We start from the raw sequence: 21,023 nt of genomic DNA, 5'->3' as shown, positions 1-21,023 counted from the left end.
TTTTTATGGTAATATGTTGTAAATTAGTGAACATGGTTTACTGTGCAAAGTTAACTATTAACCAAGAACCATCTTGTTGCTATGAAAAAAATTATTCTTATATCTATTTTAAGTATGCTTAGTGGTATGCTATATTCTCAAGAAGAAGGTAAAGTTAAAGAAACGCAAGATAAAAAAGTTGAATTTACCTTTATGCCTTATGTAAGTTACAATAGAAATCTTGAGTTTATGTTTGGGTTGGTACCTATGGTAATGTATAAGGTAAATCAAGAAGATAAATTGTCGCCAAAATCATTGTCTGGGGCAGCAGCAGTTTACACTACAAACGGTTCTTTTTTTGTAGTGGCTTTTAGTAGGTGGTATTTTAAAGAAGATCAATGGCGATTGCAATCTTATTTTGGAACGGGTGATCATAACTCTCAGTTTTTTATGTCTGATGAGTATTCAGCTGGTTTTTATGATTTTGCAACTAAAAGCACTTTCTTTAATGTAGGGGTGAAAAGAAAGGTGAGTAAAAAGCTGTATGTAGGATTAAGTTTTTCATACTTTGATTTTGAAACTGATTATTATGGAGTTACGGATGCTACTAGTAGTAAAACCTTTGCCTTAGAGCCTAACTTGCTATCAGATACTCGGGATAATGTATATTATCCAACAAGTGGGTATTTGGGTAAGTTTAGATGGCAAACATATCAAACCTGGTTAGGAAACGATGAACAGGCTAACAGAGTTTTTGTAGATTATAATAAATATTGGCCATTGCACAAAGGAAACGATGTGTTGGCAACAAGAGTTGCAGGGAGTTTTGGTTTGGGAGATATAGGTTTTGAGCAACAAGAGGTTTTAGGAGGAAAGGATATCAGGGGGTATACTGAGGGAAAGTATCGAGGGGACGGCTTGTTGTCTTTACAAGGAGAGTATAGATTGAATTTTGCCGATAGAATGGGAGTAACCGGTTTTTTAGGGCTAGCTACCATTTACGGTTCTGATACTGAAGATTTCAATTGGGATATTTACCCTGGTATAGGTGTAGGGTACAGATACAAGGCATTTAAAGATAGTCCGTTTACAGTAGGTGTAGACGGAGCTTTAGGGAAGGATGATTGGGGCGTGTATTTTAGAATAGGAGAAGCGTTTTAAATACCTTAATAATAAGTATATAATTATGTCTATTGTGGTTAAAAAGAAAATGGCGTATTTGTATTATTAGTAATCTTCCTGAACAATAGTTATTGATGGTGATAAGGCTCGTTTCTTAAAATAGTAAAAGCTCTGTAAATTTGCTCGGTTATAAATAAACGAACCATTTGATGCGAAAAAGTCATTTGTGATAATGATACTTTGCCTTGCGCTTTTTGATAGATAGCATCTGAAAAGCCATAAGGGCCACCAATTACAAAGACGAGTTGTTTAATGCCAGCATTCATTTTCTTTTGTAAATAGTCTGAAAATTGAACTGAATTAAATGTTTTTCCACGTTCATCTAAAAGAACCATAACATCGGTAGGTTGTAATTTTTTTAAAATTAAGTCACCTTCTTTATCCTTCTGTTGAGCCTCCGATAAATTTTTACTGTTTTTGATATCAGGAATAATATCAAGTTCAAAATTAACGTAGAACCCAATTCTTTTAGCATAAAGGTCAATTAGTTCTTTTAATTGCGCACTATCTGTTTTGCCTATGGCTATAATCTTAATATTCATATTGCAAATATAAGGAAGCTTTTATAAGAGATTTTGATGATGTTGTAACCTATAATTTTTTATTTTAGCTGTAAATTCTTAAAACATGATTTCAGAAACTCAATTTCAAGATGAGTTATCCATTATTATAGCCAATGCCATTAGAGAAGATGTTGGTGAAGGAGACCACAGTTCATTGGCATGTATTCCAGAAGACGCATTAGGAAAAGCAAAACTTTTAGTAAAAGACGAAGGCGTTATAGCCGGAGTAGAGTTTGCTAAAATGGTTTTAAATTATGTAGATCCTTTGTTAGAAACAGAAACCTTTATACATGATGGTCAGAAAGTTAAAAACGGAGATGTTGTTTTTTATGTTTCAGGTTCTTCACAATCTATTTTAAAAGCAGAACGATTATTATTAAATGCTATGCAACGTATGAGTGCTATAGCTACTAAGACAAAATTTTTTGTAGACCTTTTAGACGGTACAACTACAAAATTATTAGATACCAGAAAAACCACACCAGGTATTAGAGCACTTGAAAAGTGGGCGGTAAGAATTGGTGGTGGTGTAAATCATAGATTTGCATTGTATGATATGATTATGCTAAAAGATAATCATATAGATTTTGCAGGCGGTATCACACAAGCAATAAGTAAAACCCAAAGTTACTTAGAGGATATTCATAAAGATTTAAAGATTATAGTTGAAGCCCGTGATTTAGGAGAGGTTGAAGAAATCTTAAAAAGTGATGGGGTATATAGGATTTTACTAGATAATTTTTCATTTGAAGATACTAAAAAGGCGGTAGCATTAATAGGGGACAAATGTTTAACAGAGTCTTCTGGTAATATTAATGAAGAAACAATTAGACAGTACGCAGAATGTGGAGTTGACTTTATTTCTTCAGGTGCTATTACACATTCAATTTACAATATGGATTTAAGCTTAAAAGCTGTATAACCATGTCTGAAGCGGTAGAAAGTAAACTTCGGAAAATACCATTAGTAAGGAATTTAGTAGATGTTTTAAAGCGTTTTAAACTGAGTGCTTTTGAAGGTATCTCTCTATATGATGTACTTGAAATGTATATCTTAGGAATTGTAAAGGGAGCTCTTTCTTATAGAGCTGCTGCAATTTCTTATAGCTTTTTTATTGCTATTTTTCCGTTTTTACTTTTTCTGATGAACTTGATACCGTATGTTCCTGTAGACGATTTTCAGCATAATTTTCTAGGCTTCATTGAGGGTTTATTGCCGCCTAAAACTGCAAACTTTTTTGATCCTGTTTTTGAGGATATTGCCAATAGAAAAAGAGGGGGGTTGCTGTCATCGGTTTTTGTGCTTTCCATTTTTTTAATGGCTAATGGGGTAAATGCTATTTTTGGTGGTTTTGAAAACTCTTATCACAGTAAAGAAAAACGTAATTATTTTAGGCAATATTTAATGTCTATAATGGTGGCCTTAATGTTGTCATTATTGTTATTAATATTTGTAGCTGTTTTTATTTATTTTGAAGTGGATCTAGAAACTTATGTAGTTCAGAATTTAACAGATTACGGATATATAAGTAGTGATGAGATAGGAGTAACAATTGTGAAAGTTTTGTTATTTATTGTAATCACTTACCTATCTACAGCAATTTTATATTATTTTGGTACTGTTGATGGAAAAGAATCAAGGTTTTTTTCACCAGGAGCACTATTAACTACCATTCTTATTATAATTACCACCTATTTGTTTGGTATTTATATAGAAAATTTTAACAACTATAATGAGTTGTACGGATCAATTGGAGCCTTATTGATATTTATGCTTTATATATGGCTGAACTCTAATTTACTACTATTGGGATATGAGTTAAATGCTGCCCTGATGAGCCTTAAAAATAACGAATAAACTATGTTTTTAAGAAAAATTATGTTTGCAATCATAGCACTGAGCTTTGTTTGCAGCGGTAGTGCGCAATCTGTTTTGGGTAAGTGGAAAATGGTAGATGACAAAAATGGTAAAGCCCGTTGTATAGTTCATATTTATGAGAAGGACGGTATTGTATACGGTAAGATACTAGAGTTATTAAACCCAGATAAGAAAGATGCCGTGTGTAAAGATTGTGATGACCATAGGAAAAATAAAAAGGTAGAAGGTATGGTGGTTATTGAGAATATGAAGAAAGCTGGAGATAAATACGAAGGTGGTGAAATTTTGAATCCTGATTCTGGTAAATTCTACAGATGTAAACTATGGTTAGATGAGCATAATAGTGATGTTCTTCACGTGAGGGGATATCTTGCATTTTTTTACCGAACTCAGAAATGGTATAGAATAGAAGATTAACTTTGCGTTTATGACGTATTTTGTAGATGTAATTATACCAATTCCGGTAGAACGTTTTTTTACGTATGCCATAACGGAAGAAGAGGCTCAGTTTATTAAGCCAGGTATGCGTATAGCGGTACCTTTTGGTAAATCAAAAATTTACACTGCATTAGCTTATAGTTTACACAATGTACCGCCAATACATTACGAGGCAAAAGAAATACATCAAATTCTTGACGATGAACCTATAGTAACTGTTGCTCAAATAAAATTTTGGGAATGGATAGCTTCTTACTATATGTGTGCTATTGGTGAGGTTTATAAAGCGGCATTACCATCGGGTTTTTTGTTAGAGAGTGAAACTTTGGTATGCTTAAATGCCGATGTTGAGGTTGAGGAAGCAGAATTAAAAGATGATGATTTCTTAGTGTATGAAGCATTACAATACCAAGCATCAATAAGTATTCAAGATATTAATGCAATAGTAGATAAAAAGAATATACTTCCCATTATAAAAAGACTTTTAGCTAAGGATATTGTTGTTTTAAAAGAGGAAATAGTAGAGCAATACAAACCAAAGTTAGTTAAATGTATTAGGTTAAAGGAAGCATATACTTCAGAGGAAGCTTTGCAAGAATTGTTAGGTACATTATCAAGAGCCCGCAAACAGAGAGAGGTTATTCTTTCGTTGTTTACGCTAAGTGCTGTAACAGGAAAGTCTGTAAAAGTTACTGATTTAATGGCTAAGTCTGGGGTTTCCTCAGCTGTGATAAAATCTTTAGTGACTAAAGAAATATTAGAGGAGTTTTATGTTCAGCAGGATAGGGTAGAATATGATGGGGAAGAAGGAGTAGCTTCGGGAGTTTTAAATACTTACCAAGCGGATGCTTTTCATAATATAAAGTCTTCTTTTGAGAAACATACGGTAACCTTATTGCATGGAGTTACCTCTTCTGGTAAAACAGAAATCTATGTAAAACTTATTGAAGAGGTAATAGCGCAGGGAAAACAAGTACTTTATTTGTTACCAGAAATAGCGTTAACAGCGCAGTTGATACATAGATTGCAAAATTATTTTGCAGAGAAGGTAAGTGTATTTCATTCAAAGTATACTGTTAATGAACGCATAGAGGTTTGGAATAATGTTTTGAATAATAAATCTAAAGCACAGATAGTTTTAGGGGCGCGTTCTGCAATGTTTTTACCATTTCAAAATTTAGGGTTAATAGTGGTAGATGAAGAGCATGAAACTACATTTAAACAACATGATCCTGCTCCGCGATACCAAGCTAGAGATGCGGCCATAGTATTAGCTTCCCAGTTTAAGGCAAATGTTTTATTAGGATCTGCTACGCCAAGTTTAGAGAGTTATTATAATGCTATACAGGAAAAATATGGGTATGTAGTATTAAATAGAAGGTATGGCGATGTGTTAATGCCCGATATGGAATTGGTTGATATTAAAGAGGCGCACAGGAAAAAACGTATGAAAGGACATTTTTCTGAAAGGCTGATTAAAGAAATTGAAAAGACTTTAGAAGAAAAGGAACAAATAATACTTTTTCAGAATAGAAGGGGGTATGCGCCTATTTTAGAATGTAATACGTGTGGGCACTCTCCTCAGTGTCCAAATTGTGATGTTAGCTTAACTTATCACCAGTTTAAAAATCAGTTGCGTTGCCATTATTGTGGGTATCATATGGCTATGCAAGTAAAATGTCTTGCTTGTGGTAGTGACGATTTAGATACTAAAGGTTTTGGTACGGAACAGATAGAGGAAGAATTAAAAGAGCTTTTTCCAAAGGCTTCGGTGGCGAGGATGGACTTAGATGCAACTAGAGGTAAACATGCTCATGAAAAAATAATAACAGCCTTTGAACAACATGAGATTGATATATTGGTAGGAACTCAAATGGTTACTAAAGGACTAGATTTTAGAAATATTACGCTAGTGGGGGTAATGAATGCCGATAATCTCATCAATTTTCCTGATTTTAGAGCGCATGAGCGTAGTTTTCAATTGTTACAACAAGTAGCTGGTAGGGCAGGAAGAACAAAAAAACGAGGGAAGGTTCTTATTCAAACTTATAATCCATATCATCAAATTTTACAGCAAGTTACTGTAAACGATTATGAGCATATGAGCAAGGAACAACTTCAAGAACGTTATTTGTATAAATATCCTCCGTTTTATAAGTTAATAAAAATAACCTTTAAAGATAAAGATTACGCAAAAGTTAATAAAGCATCAGATTGGTTTGCTACTTCTATGCGTAATAGTTTTCAGAATCATGTATTGGGGCCGGAGTTTCCGCCAGTATCAAGAATTAGAAATTACTACTTGAAAAATGTGCTTTTAAAAGTGCCACCAAAACAGTCTTTACAGAAAACAAAAAAGGTATTAACTAAAATTAATACCAGTTTTTCTTCTATTCCTGAATTTAAAAGTGTGCGAGTTTTAATAAATGTAGATGTGTATTAACTTTTAAAGTTTTCTAAAGCCTCAGCTAGTGCTAATTTTTTGTTTCTACTTAAGGGTAATGATTTACCTCCAACTTCAACATTTTTACTGTTAAAGTTCTCTACACGTTCTAAATTGATAATGTATGATTTGTGTATACGTAAAAAACGATCTTCAGGCAATTCTCCTTCAAAAGATTTCATAGTAGATAGTACTACAATATTAGCTTCATCAGTAACAAGTTTAATATAGTCACCTAAAGCTTCAACCCATTTTATAGTTCCAAGGTATACTTTCCTCTTCTTTAAATTACTTTTAACGAAAATATGCTCATCATCGTCTGTAAAGCCTTTATTATTTTTAAGTTCGTACTGTGCAATGGCTTTTTTTACCGCCAAGTCAAAACGTTCTTTTTTAACGGGTTTGTGTAAGTAATCTGTAACATCATATTCAAAAGCCTTTAGAGCATATTCTGCTTTACCTGTAATTAAAATAATTTGAGGCGGCTCTTTTAATGATTCTAATAAATCAAAGCCACTGATAATAGGCATTTCTATATCTAGAAATATAAGGTCAGTTTTGTTATGTTTCAACGCATTTTTAGCATCCATTGCGTTGGAGTACTCTGCTAGTAGATTTAAAGCGGGGTGGCTAGAAACTAGCTTTGATATAGCAATTCTTTGAATAGCAGAATCATCAACTATGATACAATTTAGATTCATAAGTATTATTAGGGCGGTGTGTTTGAGTGTTAATTGAGAAACAATTTTAAAAAAAAATCATCACATAAACAATGAATATGGTACTTATAACGCTTTTTTTAACTTAAACTAGATAATTGTTTGTGTTTTCATTAATAAATACTACTTTTGCACTCTTAAAAATTATTATAATTATGAACCATTACGAAACTGTTTTCATTTTGAATCCCGTTTTATCTGAAACACAGATAAAGGAAACAGTTAAGAAATTTGAAGATTTCTTAATTGAAAAAGGTGCAGAGTTTGTATCTAAAGAAGACTGGGGTCTTAAAAAATTAGCGTATCCAATCCAAAACAAAAAAAGCGGTTTTTACCACTTATTTGAGTACAAAGTAGCTGGTGAAGCTATCGACGGATTAGAGTTAGAATTTAGAAGAGATGAGCGTATTATGCGTTACTTAACTGTTAGTTTAGATAAGCACGCTATCGCTTGGGCAGAGAAGAGAAGAAATAAATTAAACGCTAAAGCTTAAGAATTATGTCATCTATAGAACAACAAGCTAAAGGGAAAAAAGACGGAGAGATTAGATATTTAACTCCGTTAAACATAGAAACTAGCAAAACTAAAAAGTATTGCCGTTTCAAAAAATCAGGTATCAAATATGTAGATTATAAAGATCCTGATTTCTTATTGAAATTTGTAAATGAGCAAGGTAAAATTTTACCTCGTCGTTTAACTGGTACCTCTTTAAAGTATCAAAGAAAGGTGGCTACTGCTGTTAAAAGAGCACGTCACTTAGCATTAATGCCATATGTTGGTGATTTGTTAAAATAATAAAGGAGCAAACGAAATGGAAATTATATTAAAGCAAGATGTACAGAATTTAGGATTTAAAGATGACGTTTTAACTGTTAAAAATGGTTACGGACGTAATTATTTAATTCCTCAAGGGTTTGCTATTTTAGCTACACCATCAGCTAAAAAGGTATTAGCTGAAAATTTAAAACAAAGAGCATTTAAAGAGCAAAAAATAGTTGATGAGGCTAAACAAACTGCTGAAGCTCTTAAAGGTTTAGAAGTTAAGATTCCAGCAAAAACTGGTGGAACTGACAAACTTTTCGGATCTATTAGTAATGCTGATTTAGCAGAAATTTTTGCTAAAGAAGGTCATGCTATCGATAAGAAATTTATTAGCGTAGCAGGTGGTACTATCAAAAGAACTGGTAAGTATACTGCAGCGGTAAGACTTCATAGAGAAGTTATCCTTGATTTCAATTTTGAAGTAGTAGCTGAGGCTAACTAATTTCAAAATAATTATAAAATAGAAAAGGCTCTCCTGTTAAGGAGAGCCTTTTTTTATTGGCTTTATTGAGATGGCTTTTTTCTAATTTGATTGATTAGTTGAGCTTGGGTAGTAAAGGCTGGTTGAAGTAGAGTGCTGTTTTAAAAGGGGATAGGTGAAGTAATATGAAACTTTCTTAAATCTTATATTGTAAGATACGTTTAAAGTATATGAAGATATTTTAAAATGAAGGATAGGTAGTTATTTTAGGAATGTACCTCACTATTTTATTGAATAGTAAGATTAAGATTAATTAAAAAAAGTAAATATAGGGTACAAAAAAAGGAGCTTTTAAAGCTCCTTTTTTATATTGGGTATGTTGTTGTATTATCGTTTTAAAGCGAAGTGGCTATTAAACTCTTTTACTTGTCCAGTGGAAGGTTCTGTGTAAATAACCTTAAACCAATAGTCACTAGATGGTAATTGGTTACCGTTGAAAGTACCATTCCAGCCTTCACTGGTAGCACTCATTTGTTTCACCATTTTACCTTGGCGGTCAAAGATAAATACTTGAGCGTTCTCTTGGCTTTCTAAACCAATTACTCTCCAAGTATCGTTTACACCATCTCCGTTTGGTGTAAAGTACTTCATATAGTCTACCACGCTTACTTCTAAAGTTAGACTACCACATCCGTTTAGCTCAGTTATAGTAACTGTGTGTGTACCTGGTTCAACGTTGTTAAACGTGCCATTGTACTGCATAGAACCATTATCTAACTGGTATCCGTATTCAGATATTCCTGCTCCGTTAGCCGTTACAGAAATGGTATTCTGTCCGTCAAATATTTCAGACTGAACTACCGTTGGTGTTACTGCTGGTAAAGAAGCCTCTTCGTAATACACGTGGTTACTTTCGTAAGCACATTGGTTAATAGTGGTGTTGTCTGTTACGGTAACAAAGTATTCACCAGCTTCCGTTATTTCAATGGTAGGAGTAGTTTCTCCCGTATTCCATAGGTATGAGTATTCGTTTCCTAAATCGGTTCCTATAATAGGGTTATTAGTTGCATCGGTACAAATAATACCATCTGCATTATCTAAAGTAACCTCTGGTACTGGCTCAACTACCAACTCAATTACTATAGGATCTCCGTTAGTACATCCAGTGTTTACATTGGTTACTACTGCGTATAAAGTAATAGTTCCGGTAATATAAGGGTTTAACTCATCTGTAGGAATAGCGTTTATACCTGCTTCTGCATCTGCTAAGCTTGTGTAAATAGCTACAGGATATGTATCAGGATCTTGGCTACCTCTTATGGTTTCAATTACTGCTTCTAAATTAAACTCTTCTAAACCATCGTTATTAAAATAACCATCCGCTCCAAGCGTTTCGCAATACACCAAAGGTGCTGGTGTAAATGCTAATGGTGCTTGTTCAATATCAATTAAAAAGCTTACTATAGCAAAACATTCAGTAGTAGTGTTTTCTACCCTTGCATAAATTTGTTCAGTACTATTAATGGTAATATAAGGGCCAACATACTCAGCTTCATCATTGATAGCGTCTGATTCTGATGCATAGTAGTTAATTACTAAACCAGTAGCATCGCCACCATCTAATACAAAGCTATCCATGTCTGTTAATAAAATGGTTTCAACATCATCATTATCTACCTCACAAAGGAAGTATGTAGGCTCATCGGTTACCTCTGGTAACGGATGTACAATAAGGTCGATAGTGGTAATGGTTAAACAACCTGTGTTGTTGTTGGTAACACCTACATAAATGGTTTGAGAGAACTGTACCGAATTATAATATGCATCAGGATTAGGAATTGGGTTTGTTCCGTCAAAAGCATCTTCATAGGTTTCGTAGTACGTAGGAGTTACGTTTGTTTCTCCATTTAAAAGAGCATCTTCGTTTAAGGTTAAATCAAACTCAGCTTGTCCGTTGGTACTATCGCCATCTAAATCATCATCACACGTCTCTAATAATTCATTATTCATTAAAGGAGAAGGGTTGTTTAAAACACGTAAAGAAAGAGTTGTAGTGGTAAAACATCCTGTATTAGAGTTTTCAACTCTTACGTAAAGAGTATACGGGTTTTGATTTGTAGGATTAGTATAAGCGGTGTCATCTGCAACGGCATTTGTACCAGCTTCTGCGTCTGTTAAGCTTTCATAATAGGTAATGTTAAATCCGTTTAAACCTCCTGTTATTTCATCGTTTTCAACAGTTAAATCAAATACTGTTTGTTGATCGTTTGGTTGTCCAAAGTCATCACAAAGTGATAGGGTATGGTCATAAGTTGGATCTACAACTGGTTTAGGGTTTACTACTAAATCAAAAGTTCTAACGGTGCTACAACCAGTAATGTTGTTTTCTAAACGCACGTAAATTGGTTGTACATCTGGTATGTAGTTAGTGTAGTAGTTAGAAGGAATTTCGTTAATACCTTGTTGAGCGAACATTAGGTTATCATAATAACTAATGCTAAAGTCAGTTGTACTTTGAGATCCATAAACATTTGCATCTTGTTGACTTAAATCAAATTCAGCAAAGCCATCGTAGTTATCGTCACATACTTCTAAATCTTCTAAGTTATAAGATATTTCAGGCGTTGTGATAACGTTTAATTCTAACGGAACTACATCGTAGCATCCGGTAGTTTGGTTAAGTACACGTACATATATAGTTTGTGAATCTGGTACTGTGTTATCAAACGGACTACTAAAAGCTAAAACTCCGTTTTCTGCATCAGTTTGTGTAACGTGAAAAGATACATCATAACTATACCCGTCGTTAGGTACTACCTCCTGAGCAGGAACATCTAAATAAAACTCTCCGAAGCCATCGTTGTCATCGTCACAAAAATACATTGGAGTAGGGGTATTGGCTGTTGGTGCATCTGCTACAACTAACTCTAATGTGGTATCGTTTTTACATCCTCCAATAGTACTCTCAAGAAGTACATATATTGTTTGAGGGTTACTTGTGTTGTAATATAAACTAGGTAATTCGTTGTTTTCGGCTTGTAAATCGGCCATAGACCCATAGTAAGTAACTATTACGTCTGTTTGACCGTCTAAAATTTCTTCTGTTTTATCATTTAAGAAGAAGGCAACAGAACCTGTACCGTCATTACAACCGTATAAAGGGGTAGGTGTGTTAGCTTCTGGAATAGCTGTTACTGTTATATAGAAAAAAGTGATATTATAACATCCGGTTGCATTTTCTTCAAGTCTTGCGAATATTTGTTCAATAGGACTTGTATTTGTGTAATTGTCAGGATTGGTAATTTGGTTGATGCCATCCATGGCATCTGTTTCTGAAGTATAATATGTAACAGTATATTCTGTTGGGTCATTCACATCAAGAATAACATCTGTTTGCTCGGTTAAATCAAATACTTCCTCTAAATCGTTCAGGGTTACTTCATCACATAAATCAATGTTTTGAGGTGATCCAGGAATTGGTGATTCAACATGTATCATGAATGAAGTAATAGCATAACAGCCGTAAATATCATCTTCTAATCTTACATAGATAATCTGGTCGTCTGGAATTGTATTTTCATAAGCATCTGGTGTTGCTATAGGTGTAATTCCATAGGTAGCATCATTTTCACTAATGTAGTAACTTAAGGTAACATCTGTTTGTCCGTTTATAATTTGATTCTCTAAAACTGTTAAGTCAAAAGTGGTTAATCCGTCTAAAGTGTCATCGTCACACATAATCAACGGTTCTGTAATAGGGTCTATATTTGGTGGTTGTTCTACATACAAGAAGGTTCTTTCTACCCTTATTAAATCACCTGTAGCATTGTCAACTATTCTAGCATAAACTATTGTTGGGTTGTTTGAAGTATAAGCGTATAAGTTGTCAGGTAAAGTATTACTTGCTCCAGCTAATGCATCAGTTTCATTGTTGTAAAATGTAACGGTAATGTTGTTAGTGGAAGCAGTAATAATGTCGTTTTCAATTTCATTTAAATTAAAAAGTGCCTGTCCGTCTAGTTCATTATCACACTCGTGGTAGGTACCACCGTCAAATACACAATCAAGCTCAGCGTCTCCTCCAAACGTAATGGTAAAACCAGATTGAGATCCGCTCCATCTGTCTACAGCAATAAGAATCACATCTCCAGGAACTACATCATAGTATCTTACTAAACCAGGGTCAGGATTACCTGTAGAACCTCCTGCCTCACACAAATCGGTCGCATTTAAGTCTAATCCAATAGAATATACACCTGTAGCTGTAGGGTCGTTTTGTGAGCCTCTGTCTCCAGGCCCTAAGTTGGTCAGGTCAGGATTTTTCCAAGACGCAAAGTCAAAGTCTATGTTATTGGTTGGGGTAAGCAAAAAGGTAAATGTACTACCCGATTGTATTTGTATATAATAGAAAGCTAAGTTGCCTGATAAGGGGGTACCTGAGCAAGGCGTTAAAACGTTGTTAATTCCTGTGTTAGTAGGAGATTCTGCCTCTAGATCTTGAGAAGAACATATAGATGATATATAATCTGTCACATCTTGAGCAACAATCTGTTGGTTGATAATCAAACCAAAAAATAAAGATGTTAATAATAATTGCAGCGTTTCTTTTTTGATCATCTTTTAAGAAATTAAGAAAAAATAAGTTGTTAATGTTGGGTTGCTAATGCAATAAGTGCTTAAAAGTAAAAAAAATACTATTATTTTTTTCAAAAAAACACTTTTTTAATAAAATACAAAGGCATCTTGTTCAAAAGACGCCTTTGTGTTATTTATAGTATCATTAAATTATCGTTTAAGAGAGAAGTGGCTATTGAACTCTCGTACTTCACCACTGCTTGGTTCTGTATACACTACTTTAAACCAGTAGTCACTAGATGGCATTTGGTTGCCATTATAAGTACCATTCCATCCGTCACTAGTAGCACTCATTTGTTTTACTAACTTACCTTGTCGGTCAAAAATGAATACCTGAGCATTTTCTTGGCTCTCTAAACCTATTACTCTCCAAGTGTCATTCACACCATCTCCGTTTGGTGTAAAGTACTTCATATAGTCTATTACACTCACTTCTAATGTTAGACTACCACAACCATTCAATTCTGTTATAGTAACCGTATGAATACCTGGCTCAACGTTGTTAAACGTTCCAGAGTATTGCATAGAGCCGTGATCTAATTGATATCCGTATTCAGACACACCAGCTCCGTTAGCAGTTACCTGTACAGTATTCTGTCCATCAAATATTTCAGACTGTACTACTGTTGGTGTTACTGCTGGCAGCGAAGCCTCTTCGTAATACACATGATTACTTTCGTAAGCACATTGGTTGATAGTAGTGGTATTAGTAATTGTTACGTAATACTCGCCAGCTTCTGTTATCTCAATGGTAGGAGTAGTTTCACCTGTATTCCATTCGTAGGTATACTCAGCTCCTAAATCAGTTCCAATAATTGGATTGTTAGTTGCGTCGGTACAAATAATACCATCGGCATTATCTAAAGTAACTTCTGGTACTGGTTCAACTATCAATTCAATTACTATAGGGTCTCCATTAGTACATGTTGTGTTTACATTGGTTACTACCGCATATAAGGTAGTTGTTCCACTAGTATATGGGTTTAACTCATCTGTAGGAATAGCGTTTATACCTGCTTCTGCATCTGCTAAGCTTGTGTAAATAGCTACAGGATACGTATCAGGGTCTTGGCTACCTCTAATGGTTTCAATAACCTCTTCTAAGTTAAACACTTCAACACCATCATTGTTGTAATAACCGTCTGCTCCTAAGCTTTCACAATATACTATAGGGTCTGGTGTAAATGCCAATGGTGCTTGTTCAATATCAATTAAGAAACCAATAACGCTAATACACCCTGTTACAGTGTTTTCAACTCTTGCATAGATTTGCTCTGTGCTATTAATAGTTATATAAGGACCAACATACTCAGCCTCATCATCAATAGCATTAGTTTCCGTTTCGTAATAAGTGATAGTTAAATCAGTTGCATCACCATTATCTAATACAAAGCCATCCATCTCAGTTAACAGAATTGTTTCCACATCATCATTATCTACCTCACAAAGGAAATATGTAGGTTCATCTGTTACCTCTGGCAATGGATGTACAATAATATCAATAGTGGTAATAGTTAAACATCCAGTACTATTGTTAGTTACTGCAACATAAATTGTTTGAGCAAAAGGATCTACGTTATAATATGCTTCTGGGTTTGGTATTGGGTTGGTGCCATCAAAAGCATCATCATATGTTTCATAATATGTTGGAGTTACATTTGTTTCTCCGTTTAACAATTCACTTTCGTAAGTTGTTAAATCAAATTCTGCCTGTCCGTTGGTGCTATCACCATCAGAATCATCATCACAAACCTCTAAGTCTTGATTGTCTGCTAAAGGAGAAGGATTGTTTAATACTCTTAGAGTTACTGTAGTCAACGTGTAACATCCTGTGTTAGCATCTTCCACACGAACATGCATTGTGTAAGGACTTACCGTGTTAAAATAACTAGTATCATCAGGTACTGGGTTTATGCCAGCGTCTGCATCAGCTTCTGTTTCATAGTAAGATACTATATATCCGTTTATACCACCTGTAATTTCTTCGTTTTCAACTGTTAAATCAAATTCGGTGATTTCATCTCCTGGTTGTCCAAAATCGTCACATAACGCTAAGTCATTATCGTAACTTGGGTTAATAACTGGATTTGGATTTACAATCAAATCAAACTCACGCACTGTAAAACATCCGGTTACATTATCTTCTAATCGTACATATATTTCTTGAGAATATGGTATGTAGTTTGTGTAATATGTAGATAAAGCAGGTGTTCCTAAAACAGCATAATCGTATGTTAAGTGATATGTTATAGTGTAGTCTGTTGTACTTTGCGTACCAAATACATTGGCATTTTGTTCTGTTAAATCAAACTCTGCTCTACCATCAGCCAATTGATCATCACATATTTCTAAAGGCTCTAGGTTGTATGGAACTACCGGTGTTGGATTAACAATAAGTTCTAGTTCTACAATATCGTAACATTCTGTTAAGTCGTTTTCAACACGAACATACATTGTTTGGTTGTCTGCATAAATGTTTTCGTAAGGAGCAACTTGAGGGTTTTGGTCATATTCAGCATCTTCTTCTGTTTCGTGAATAGTTACTGTATAATTAGTAGTACCGTCAGGAATTACTTCGTCGTATACATAGTCAAAATAGAACTCTCCAAAACCATCATTGTCATCATCGCAAAAAGTTATCGTACTTGGTGTATTTGCAACAGGTGGTTCTGCAATTATTAATTCTAGTGTGGTTGTATTATAACATCCTGTCGTTCCATCTTGAAGTTTAACAAAAATAGTTTGACTAGGAGTAGCAGTGTTTACATATTGGTTTGGTAACGCTGCTGTATTAGCTTCTAAATCTGCCATACTAGCATAATAGTAAACATTCATACCTGTTTGACCATTCAATATTTCCGCGGTTTTATCACTTAGTGTAAAAGTGGTATATCCAGTTCCATCATAGTTACATCCGTACAATGGGGTAGGAGTTATAACTTGTGGTCTTGGGTTAACAATAAGTGTAAGGTCATTTGTCATAGTACAGCCAGATAAAGTATCTGTAACCGAAATGGTTAATGTCTCAGTATCTATGGTACTATTCACGTATGGGTTTGGTAGCGGTGTTGAAAGTAGGTTACCTGCAACATCGTAATATTCTACTGTATATCTTCCTATATCAGAAAAATCACTTTCTACTAAATCTTGAATGGTAGAAGTATCAAATTCAGCAAAGCCATCATCGTCTGTATCACATGTTTCAAGAGGAGTTATAGGTGTTAAGTCTAATGGAGTTACTCCAATTAAGTCAAAAGTAATGGAATCAGAACAACCTACATCTTGCTGTGCCCCACAAAAATTCTCAACTAGAACCATTTGGGTATTTGTTGCAGCACCAGTAGCGGCAGTAAAGCCCCAATAAACATATGGGTTACCTGCAAATACATCATTTAGCATATCTATAGTAGCTGTTTGTACTACAGTACCTTCATAAGTGATGGTATAAGTCATGGTGTCTGCATCCCAATTAAAGTTTACAGAATGCCATTGTCCATCTTCTATATTTCCTGCATCATAAGGAGTAGTGTATTCCGAGTGAGCTGGTAAGTTTGAAGCGTTACCATCAGAAATAATAGCAATATGATCATTAACCAATGGGTCATCTGCATTATTAAAGGTATCAAACTCTACAGCTAAAGAAGGAGCGATGCCTTCATAGCCTAGTCCACCACCAATAGTACCAGCACTTGCTGTTAATGGCTGTAATACGAAAGCTATACCATCAGCTCCCGCATTATAAAGTCCAAAATATAATTGTGCATCAATATTAAAGTCTTCCGTAATATCAAACATACTGTTAGCCCATGCACTACCCATATTACCATCAGCATCTGGTAATGATTCGTAATGAGTTAATTCAATGGTGTCATTAGTAGCAGTTGTATAATATGCGTCTCCATTTAGAGTAAAGTTAGAGCCATCAAAATTATAACATACAGGGTAACTGTCTGTTACCTGTGCTGTGATAGTTTGTGGAGCAATATCTAAAGGGTCTGGTAATTCATTACCTAAAGAGTTTCCATTAGCATCAAAGAATAAAACAGAATGCGATGCCCCATTAAGTATAGCCTCTGTAATACCATCGGTATCAAACGTAGCTAAACCTGTGGTTTCATCTAAGCAACCGTAAATATCATCTACTGGTGTTGCAGTAGGGGAATCATAAAATAAGATTTCAAAAGTTCCAATCTCGTAACAATCTTCATGATTTACATTTTCTACTCTTACATAAATAGTATGCGTTGTAGTTACAGCATTATAATTTAAAGAAAGCGGATATAAATCATCTTCTGCATTGTATAACGAACTGTGAAAGCTTACATTAAAAAGAGTATTATCTTGTGTACCTAATGCTTCGGCTATTTTGGGTGTTAAATCAATTTCCATGTAGGTTAACCCTTCGTCACATAAAGCAAACCCTTCCATTTGGTTTACAACAGGTTGTAATTCCGTACCTATTTCAAAAGCATCTATCTTTCTACATTCAGGATGGTCTGGGTTTACAATTACGGCGTAGATCATTTCTGGTGTGTTAGATGTATATGTATACGGTCCAGTAATAGGATTGGTTTCGTTTTCTGCATCTGTTTGCGTAAAGTAATAATTTACCGTAAAGTCGATAGGAGTATTACCCAAAATTTCAGCGTCTTTTTCGGTGAAATCAAATTCATAACTACCATCTAAATTAGAGGTACACGCTATCCATTCTATTAAATCAACTTCTTGATCAGGTAACTCGTATATTGTAATTTCATTCTTTACATTTTTCTCTATACATCCATCATGTATCGTAGCAATTACCTCAAAAGTTCCTGGATGTGTAAATACATGAGTAGCTGTTAAGCCCCCATTAGGCCCTACATAAATATTGTCAGGAGAATCGGGATCTCCAAAATCCCATTCAATATAGCCATTTGCTTCATTAAATTCATATAGTAATTCTATTTCTGTGGTGTCTGTCTCACAAATGTACTCTTCTTCAATATTTGTGTGCAGAAAACTAGAAATAAAAGGAGGTAAACCTTGTGTAGCTATTCCAGTTCCTAAATCAATTGCATTGTGTGTATAACCACAACCAGGGCCATAGACGTTCGGATGTTCAATTACACTTAAATAATTGGTTCCCGTAGTATAACTTAGAGGGACAGTTCTGTAAATACGACCGTCAATACCTAATTGTAGTGCACCTCTAAATACATTATTCCCTTCATGGAGGGTTATTTGCGATAGTTCAATATCATCAGCAGTTAAATCGTATTGAATTAAGTTAGATGAAGATGAACCATTATATGAATGACAATACAAAATATTACTATTGGTTGAAAATTCTAAACCGTATGGTGTGTCATTACTGGTGAATATACCCAAGTGTGTTTCATCGTATACAGCGCCCGTTGCTGGATCAAAATTGTAGAGGTATAACTCGTCTGCTGATGCCGATGCGCAGGCTATTTTAGTACCATCAGGTGAAATTTTTAAATAACCTCTAGAATCACTGTTTTGATTTAATGCTAAATTAGAAATAACTGGTGGTTGTACTCCTGCTGCAGTAATTTCGAAAGCTGCCATTGTTGTATAAGGAGGAGATGAATTTCCATAAGCGATCACCCAATAACCGTCATTATCAGATTCTGTAGCACAAATTTTTTCTGAGGTACTATTGAGTAGTAAAATGTTTTTTTGTGAAGCAACTACATCTCCAAAACCAGAGTCTAGTGACATATCCACTACGGAGTAGGCCAAAGGTCCTGAACCATCATCTACTGTGAAAATATAAAATTTTTGATCGTCGTCAGTAAACGGAACTATAATACCAGACTGCGTACTTGACGGGTCTCCAATTAAGCCTGAGCCGTTCGGCATTTGGGTATGATTACGATTGTAAACATAGGTTCCGTCTGTGTAAAATAATAAGGAACCATCTGATTTTTTACTAATGGAAGCACAACCTTCAGTAGTAGATAGCGCCCCATCATACAACACATGATCAAATTGTAAACTGTCACATGGGTCAAACGCAATTCCTGCATAGTTACCAAAGTACCAATTAGCGGCTTCTTTTTGAGATTTAACAATATTAACGGATACTGTTAAAAAAATTAAAAAAATGTACTTTTTTAGCATAGTTGGGTAGTTTAAGCCCCAAATATAATAATTAGTATTATAAATTTCTCTTTTTTAGTATGATATGTGTAAAAAAGATGAAAATAAATGTCCATGCTAAAGCAATCGCATATTCGTACCAATGTGTTAAGTAATCCTTTACAATTGTTTCTCCAATTAAGTTAGATGCTGTTTTTACAGGATTGAATCGTGTAACTGGTTCTTTCACCAAATTAGCTAAAGAATTAATAGGGAAAAAATTAAAAATTTTATCTGGTATGTTTGAATTGTCTGGAAAATAGTGGTTTAACGCTGAGTAGCCAATCCACTCTAGGATATACCATATAAATAGAAATCCTAAAGCAAAAGCAGATTTTCTTACTAGCATACCTAAAAATAAACAGATAGAGAAAAAACCTAGTAGTTTTACAAAGTACGCAAGCAAGTAGTCCGTATCTTTCAAAATTACCAGAGGAGTGTTAAAATCTGAAAAGATGAGTCCTAGTACTAATGTTAAAATACAAATGAATATTGTAGATACCAATGAAAAGATTAATACCATGTAAAACTTAGAAAGTACAAACTCTTTTTTACTTAATCCGTCAATTAAGTTTTGTTTTAAAGTTTTGTTGGTGTATTCATTAGACATCATGGATACAATGACTATTGCGAAGAATATTTTTAAAAAACCTGCAATCCAGGTGTTTAAATGCCAAATGTAAGGGAAGTTAAAAATACCTTGGTCTGCCAATCTAAAATGTATTTCACCAATATCAAACTTAATAGAAGCTAATATGCTGATTAATGATAGTATGGCAAAATATGCTATAATTAATATTTTACTAGCTCTGCTGTTCCAAAGCTTTATAAATTCTATTTGTAAAAGTCTTTTCATGCGAATTATTTGTTGGAGGTTAATTGTAAAAATTGGTCTTCAAGACTTTCCTTACGTTTTACTAAATGACTAAGTACAATACCTTTATTAAATAGGTACGTGTTTAGTTCTTCTGCAGCTATTTCTTTGGTTAAAAATGCAGTTACTTTATTTTCTTTTTCTACAATTTTGCCAATGGCATCATAGCTTTCTAAAGTTTTAAGTAGTTTTTCATTGTCAGCAGCCTTTAGTTCAACAAATCCATAACTGGCTACCATTTCATCTACCCGTCCTGAGTATAATTTAACACCCTTTCTTAAAATTACTACATGGCTACATACTTTTTCAACTTCATCTAAAAGGTGTGAAGCAAGTAAAATAGTAGTTCCAGTTGCTGCAATTTGCAAAATAAGTTCTCTTATTTGGTGAATCCCTTGAGGGTCTAGTCCGTTTGTAGGTTCATCTAAAATTAAAATCTCCGGGTCGTTTAACAGTGCAGAAGCAATGGCTAAACGTTGTTTCATACCTAAAGAGTAGGTTTTAAACTTATCGTTTCTTCTATCCCAAAGTTCTACTAATTTTAATTTTTCTTCAATTTTGGCGTTGCTTACTTCTTTAATCTTACATACTAATTTTAGATTTTGGTAAGCCGTCATATAAGGGTAAAAGTTTGGGCGCTCAATGATAGCTCCTACTTTTTTTAAGGCTTGATGTGTAGAAGTGTGTCCGTCAAACCAGAAAAAATCTCCAGAGGTTTTGTTAACCACATTAAGCACTATCCCTAAAGTTGTAGACTTACCACTTCCGTTTGGGCCAAGAATGCCGTATATATTTCCTTTTTCTATGGTGAAAGATAGATCGTTTACGGCGGTAAGTTTTCCAAATTTCTTGGTGAGGTTATTTATAGTTAGTATTGTTTTCAAAATTGAAATTTTGTTATGAGGTTCATTAAACATGACGAGT

Annotated in this window: 14 protein-coding genes; 8 read left to right on the top strand and 6 right to left on the bottom strand. The window is 34.3% G+C overall.

Going from position 1 to position 21,023, the window contains the following annotated elements; translation table 11 throughout:
• Window positions 1-81 precede the first annotated feature (81 nt).
• Complete coding sequence (locus Y10_RS11850; RefSeq protein ID WP_281765600.1) at window positions 82-1,140, top strand: BamA/TamA family outer membrane protein; 1,059 nt, start codon at window positions 82-84, stop codon at window positions 1,138-1,140.
• Window positions 1,141-1,229: 89 nt separating this feature from the next.
• Here the strand turns inward: Y10_RS11850 and rlmH are convergent, their stop codons facing one another.
• The gene (rlmH, locus tag Y10_RS11845) at window positions 1,230-1,703 is read right to left on the bottom strand and encodes a 23S rRNA (pseudouridine(1915)-N(3))-methyltransferase RlmH (RefSeq protein ID WP_281765599.1); all 474 of its coding nucleotides are present in this window, start codon (window positions 1,701-1,703) and stop codon (window positions 1,230-1,232) included.
• An 85-nt stretch (window positions 1,704-1,788) separates the two neighbouring features.
• Here rlmH and nadC point away from each other — a divergent pair, with 85 nt between their 5' ends.
• The 4 genes from nadC to priA are packed head-to-tail and all read left to right on the top strand — an operon-like array spanning window position 1,789 to window position 6,483.
• Window positions 1,789-2,646 (top strand): carboxylating nicotinate-nucleotide diphosphorylase, encoded by an 858-nt coding sequence (nadC, locus tag Y10_RS11840; protein WP_281765598.1) that lies wholly within the window; start codon window positions 1,789-1,791, stop codon window positions 2,644-2,646.
• A 2-nt stretch (window positions 2,647-2,648) separates the two neighbouring features.
• Entirely contained in the window at window positions 2,649-3,581 is a 933-nt protein-coding gene (locus Y10_RS11835; RefSeq protein ID WP_281765597.1) for a YihY/virulence factor BrkB family protein, read from the top strand.
• Between the two features lie 21 nt (window positions 3,582-3,602).
• Window positions 3,603-4,019, top strand: a complete 417-nt coding sequence (locus Y10_RS11830) for a DUF2147 domain-containing protein (RefSeq protein ID WP_281765596.1) — start codon at window positions 3,603-3,605, stop codon at window positions 4,017-4,019.
• A 10-nt stretch (window positions 4,020-4,029) separates the two neighbouring features.
• The gene (gene priA / locus Y10_RS11825; RefSeq protein ID WP_281765595.1) at window positions 4,030-6,483 is read left to right on the top strand and encodes a replication restart helicase PriA; all 2,454 of its coding nucleotides are present in this window, start codon (window positions 4,030-4,032) and stop codon (window positions 6,481-6,483) included.
• Here priA and Y10_RS11820 read toward each other — a convergent pair.
• Window positions 6,480-7,184, bottom strand: a complete 705-nt coding sequence (locus tag Y10_RS11820; protein WP_281765594.1) for a LytR/AlgR family response regulator transcription factor — start codon at window positions 7,182-7,184, stop codon at window positions 6,480-6,482. The two genes, priA and Y10_RS11820, sit on opposite strands and share 4 nt — an antisense overlap.
• Before the next feature lie 173 nt (window positions 7,185-7,357).
• Here Y10_RS11820 and rpsF point away from each other — a divergent pair, with 173 nt between their 5' ends.
• Genes rpsF through rplI form a run of 3 tightly spaced genes read left to right on the top strand, consistent with a single transcriptional unit; the run spans window position 7,358 to window position 8,467 of the window.
• The gene (rpsF, locus tag Y10_RS11815) at window positions 7,358-7,696 is read left to right on the top strand and encodes a 30S ribosomal protein S6 (RefSeq protein ID WP_281765593.1); all 339 of its coding nucleotides are present in this window, start codon (window positions 7,358-7,360) and stop codon (window positions 7,694-7,696) included.
• A gap of 2 nt (window positions 7,697-7,698) precedes the next feature.
• Window positions 7,699-7,998, top strand: a complete 300-nt coding sequence (gene rpsR / locus Y10_RS11810) for a 30S ribosomal protein S18 (RefSeq protein ID WP_281765706.1) — start codon at window positions 7,699-7,701, stop codon at window positions 7,996-7,998.
• A 16-nt stretch (window positions 7,999-8,014) separates the two neighbouring features.
• Window positions 8,015-8,467: a 50S ribosomal protein L9 gene (gene rplI / locus Y10_RS11805; protein ID WP_281765592.1), complete on the top strand. Its 453-nt coding sequence runs from the start codon at window positions 8,015-8,017 to the stop codon at window positions 8,465-8,467.
• Window positions 8,468-8,833: 366 nt separating this feature from the next.
• Here the strand turns inward: rplI and Y10_RS11800 are convergent, their stop codons facing one another.
• From Y10_RS11800 to Y10_RS11785, 4 genes are all read right to left on the bottom strand, one after another.
• Window positions 8,834-13,063, bottom strand: coding sequence for a T9SS type B sorting domain-containing protein (locus Y10_RS11800; RefSeq protein ID WP_281765591.1), 4,230 nt, complete (start codon window positions 13,061-13,063; stop codon window positions 8,834-8,836).
• 168 nt (window positions 13,064-13,231) lie between these two features.
• On the bottom strand, window positions 13,232-19,207 hold the full coding sequence (locus Y10_RS11795; protein WP_281765590.1) for a lectin-like domain-containing protein: 5,976 nt from the start codon (window positions 19,205-19,207) through the stop codon (window positions 13,232-13,234).
• A 37-nt stretch (window positions 19,208-19,244) separates the two neighbouring features.
• Window positions 19,245-20,081, bottom strand: coding sequence for an ABC transporter permease (locus Y10_RS11790; RefSeq protein WP_281765589.1), 837 nt, complete (start codon window positions 20,079-20,081; stop codon window positions 19,245-19,247).
• Window positions 20,082-20,086: 5 nt separating this feature from the next.
• Complete coding sequence (locus Y10_RS11785) at window positions 20,087-20,983, bottom strand: ABC transporter ATP-binding protein (RefSeq protein WP_281765588.1); 897 nt, start codon at window positions 20,981-20,983, stop codon at window positions 20,087-20,089.
• Window positions 20,984-21,023: the final 40 nt, after the last annotated feature.

This window comes from Neptunitalea lumnitzerae (genome assembly GCF_027924185.1).
Lineage (GTDB): Bacteria > Bacteroidota > Bacteroidia > Flavobacteriales > Flavobacteriaceae > Neptunitalea > Neptunitalea lumnitzerae.
Note: the sequence above shows the minus strand (reverse complement) of the source record. Positions and strands in the feature narration are given on the sequence as shown.

What these genes read in the sequence shown, in the direction of transcription:
- Y10_RS11850 (WP_281765600.1), top strand. Translation starts at nt 82, where the DNA reads ATGAAAAAAATTATTCTTATATCTATTTTAAGTATGCTTAGTGGTATG.
- rlmH (WP_281765599.1), bottom strand. Translation starts at nt 1,703, where the DNA reads ATGAATATTAAGATTATAGCCATAGGCAAAACAGATAGTGCGCAATTA.
- nadC (WP_281765598.1), top strand. Translation starts at nt 1,789, where the DNA reads ATGATTTCAGAAACTCAATTTCAAGATGAGTTATCCATTATTATAGCC.
- Y10_RS11835 (WP_281765597.1), top strand. Translation starts at nt 2,649, where the DNA reads ATGTCTGAAGCGGTAGAAAGTAAACTTCGGAAAATACCATTAGTAAGG.
- Y10_RS11830 (WP_281765596.1), top strand. Translation starts at nt 3,603, where the DNA reads ATGTTTGCAATCATAGCACTGAGCTTTGTTTGCAGCGGTAGTGCGCAA.
- priA (WP_281765595.1), top strand. Translation starts at nt 4,030, where the DNA reads ATGACGTATTTTGTAGATGTAATTATACCAATTCCGGTAGAACGTTTT.
- Y10_RS11820 (WP_281765594.1), bottom strand. Translation starts at nt 7,184, where the DNA reads ATGAATCTAAATTGTATCATAGTTGATGATTCTGCTATTCAAAGAATT.
- rpsF (WP_281765593.1), top strand. Translation starts at nt 7,358, where the DNA reads ATGAACCATTACGAAACTGTTTTCATTTTGAATCCCGTTTTATCTGAA.
- rplI (WP_281765592.1), top strand. Translation starts at nt 8,015, where the DNA reads ATGGAAATTATATTAAAGCAAGATGTACAGAATTTAGGATTTAAAGAT.
- Y10_RS11800 (WP_281765591.1), bottom strand. Translation starts at nt 13,063, where the DNA reads ATGATCAAAAAAGAAACGCTGCAATTATTATTAACATCTTTATTTTTT.
- Y10_RS11795 (WP_281765590.1), bottom strand. Translation starts at nt 19,207, where the DNA reads ATGCTAAAAAAGTACATTTTTTTAATTTTTTTAACAGTATCCGTTAAT.
- Y10_RS11790 (WP_281765589.1), bottom strand. Translation starts at nt 20,081, where the DNA reads ATGAAAAGACTTTTACAAATAGAATTTATAAAGCTTTGGAACAGCAGA.